General features: G+C 37.0%; 4 protein-coding genes. All 4 read left to right on the plus strand.

The window, feature by feature from the left end; genetic code table 11:
* Positions 1 to 9: 9 nt before the first annotated feature.
* The 4 genes from K6G87_RS09265 to K6G87_RS09280 all read left to right on the plus strand — a co-directional run bounded on the left by K6G87_RS09265 (position 10) and on the right by K6G87_RS09280 (position 2,505).
* Positions 10 to 141: a VanZ family protein gene (locus K6G87_RS09265; protein WP_296836236.1), complete on the plus strand. Its 132-nt coding sequence runs from the start codon at positions 10 to 12 to the stop codon at positions 139 to 141.
* 518 nt (positions 142 to 659) lie between these two features.
* Positions 660 to 1,304 carry a class I SAM-dependent methyltransferase gene (locus tag K6G87_RS09270; protein WP_296836229.1) on the plus strand — a complete coding sequence of 215 codons (645 nt, stop codon included), beginning with the start codon at positions 660 to 662 and terminating at the stop codon, positions 1,302 to 1,304.
* 92 nt (positions 1,305 to 1,396) lie between these two features.
* Positions 1,397 to 1,906 carry a hypothetical protein gene (locus K6G87_RS09275; protein WP_296836231.1) on the plus strand — a complete coding sequence of 170 codons (510 nt, stop codon included), beginning with the start codon at positions 1,397 to 1,399 and terminating at the stop codon, positions 1,904 to 1,906.
* A gap of 80 nt (positions 1,907 to 1,986) precedes the next feature.
* Positions 1,987 to 2,505, plus strand: a complete 519-nt coding sequence (locus tag K6G87_RS09280) for a GNAT family N-acetyltransferase (RefSeq protein WP_296836234.1) — start codon at positions 1,987 to 1,989, stop codon at positions 2,503 to 2,505.
* Positions 2,506 to 2,969: the final 464 nt, after the last annotated feature.

Here is a 2,969-nt window from a genome sequence, read left to right on the forward strand (position 1 = left end):
ACATTATTTATTGAGCTTAGTCAGATATTCTGCGATGGAAGACATACGGATATCGATGATCTGATCCTTAATACATGCGGAGTTGTAATAGGCGCTGTAATCCTGTTTTCCATAAGAAAAGCAAAGAAAGCAGCGAAATAAATCGCATTACTCGTATATAAGATAATTGTCATTGCGATTTGATAACCTGGCCATTTAATAAAGGATTTTCTTGTCTTAAAAATCCTATAAATTTCAGGCTTAATATCTGAAACTATATATTTCGGGGTCCGAAACTCGCTTCGCTCAGACAGACGGACCCCAGGCGAAATATATAGTTTCATCTATCAAGCTCTTAAATTTTATAAGATTTTTAAAGACTCGAAAATCCTTTATTTAAATGGCCGAGTTATCAACTTCGCAATGAGCAAAGAATATCAAATGTACAAAGCTTGAGATGTAGTATTTGCAAGTATTTAAACTTATAAAAAGCAAAGATTGAGTCATATTACTAACACACAATTAAATTTTTAAAAATACATGTTAGCAATTGCTAACAAAGAGGTATATAATAGCTGTGAGCCGGATTTGATAAAGGTGGTTCTCTATTAAAAAGAGATCATGGCAGAGCTAAATACATAATATAGCTAAGCCAAATACAAACAAGTGAGGTTAGGTGAATGCGTACAGCTACTGAATACAAGGATCTTACGATCAAAGAATTTACAAAGGCCGCAGATGTATATGAAAGCGGTCATGCCGGAATATACGAATTATGTAAGGATGATTATCCTTATATAGCTGCGGAGCTTGAGAAGGAAGATTACAACGACCTTTTGGACTGCGGGTGTGGTACAGGGCCGATGATATCTATTTTGCATGAGAAGGATCCAAATAAGCATTATACGGGCCTTGATATTACGCCAAGGATGATAGAAGTGGGTAAGTCCAAGCATCTTAGTAATACTGAGTTTATTGTGGGAGACTGCGAGAATCTGCCTTTTGAAGACAATTCTTTTGACGTTGTAATATGCACTAACAGTTTTCATCATTATCCAAATCCCCAGAAATTTTTTGACAGTGTTCAAAGAGTGCTTCGCCCGGGAGGAAGGCTTGTGCTTCAGGACTATACAGCGCCTAAAGCTGTACTATGGCTCATGAATCATACTGAGATGCCTATTTCTAATTTTCTAGGACACGGTGATGTGGCTGCAAGATCTTTGGACGAAATTCAGGAATTCTGCGATAAAAGCGGCTTGAAGGTTGAAAAGCTTGAGAGCGCCAAGAAGTTCAGAATGCACCTTGTTGCCAGAAAGAGCAGATAATAAGCTTTAAAATCGGGATCTAAAATGACCTTGTGGTAAGAAAGAGCAGATAAGAAGTTTTAAAATTGGGATCAAAATGGGAGGATTATAAGATGTTATTAACTATATTCTTGGCGGTTGTTTTTTGCGCCTCGATTACGCTTATGATGATTGCTGCGGTTGCCTTTATTCAGGACAAGAAGATGTTCTCTTCAGCACCAAAAGAAGCGCAGGAAGTGATAATCCAAAGAGACAAGGAACTATTTTACGGAGCAAGAAATCTGGGTTATGTCCTTATGCTGTTTAGCATCGTGATGATACTGGGAGTTTTCATCATTTCATGCTGGGATGCGGTTAGAAGTGGTTACAGCTTTTGGCAGACTTTTGCCAGATTCATGATAATACTTGTCATATACAAGGCTTATGACATGATATTCTTTGATTATTATATGCTAATGAAGTTTCACTTCTTTCAGTATTATTTCCCTGAAGTGGAACCTGTATTTGAAAATAGGAAATATGGCTTCAATATTGTAAGTCAGGTGGTGAAGCTCTTTATCCTTTTTCCCATAATATCAGCTGTCCTTGCAGAGATATGCAGCATGCTGGGCAAAATAATCTAATATTACCATTGACATTATAATAAAAAATGTTATGCTAGAGTGCACCTGTAAGAAAACTAAATTGGAGATATAAAGATACAATGTTTATTAAAAGATGCACTTTAGCAGAAATAGACGCGCTTCAAAGCGTGTGTAGAAAAACATTCATGGAAACTTTCGAGGAGCAGAATACCAAGGAAGATATGGAGAAATTCCTCGAGGAAGCCTATGATCAGGAGATTCTTAAGAAAGAATTGTCTGATCCGGACAGCATGATATATATTGCTTTTAATGAGGAAAACAAGGCTTTGGGATATCTTAAATTAAATGTTGCTGACGCCCAGACTGAAAAGGGCTATGATAATTCACTTGAAATACAGCGCATTTATATTTTGAAAGAAGCTAAAGGCCAGGGAGTTGGAACTGAATTCATGAAGATTGCTGAGAATAAGGCGATAGAGCTTGGGTTTTCGTATATCTGGCTTGGCGTGTGGGAATACAATTTTGCAGCTCAGAAATTCTACCAGAACAAGGGTTTTAAGAGGTTTTCCGAACATATTTTTGTCCTTGGAGACGATAAACAGACGGATTATCTTATGAAAAAAGAAATTACTCATTAAGTGCGTAAAAGAGGCCGAAATACTTATAGTAAATCGGCCTCTTTTTTATTCTCAGTAAGGGAAAAATTACTTCTTTAACAGGACGTATGACAAGAATCAGGGACCCAATAGAACTTAAAAGAGCAATGAGTTTTCATGTCAACTATCAGGGGCCCAATAGCTCTTAAAAGAGCGATGAGTTTTCATGGCAACTATTAGGGCTCAAATAGTATTTAAAATAGCGATGGTTTTTCATGTCAACTAATCATTACCTAAAGGTAATGAGATTCCGCCTACGACAAATGAAAGGTTTTTATGAAGAGATTCAGGATATTCCTAATAAACCTTGTATCAGCATTTCTTGTCTTCACGTCTACAGTTCACGCAGCTGAGTATACAAGATATAGCGAGAGTCTTCCTATATATGTTGACAGCGAAGTTAACGAAACGACTCTGACCATGATATCGTATATTACGGCCAATAC

The organism is Butyrivibrio sp. (genome assembly GCF_024699075.1).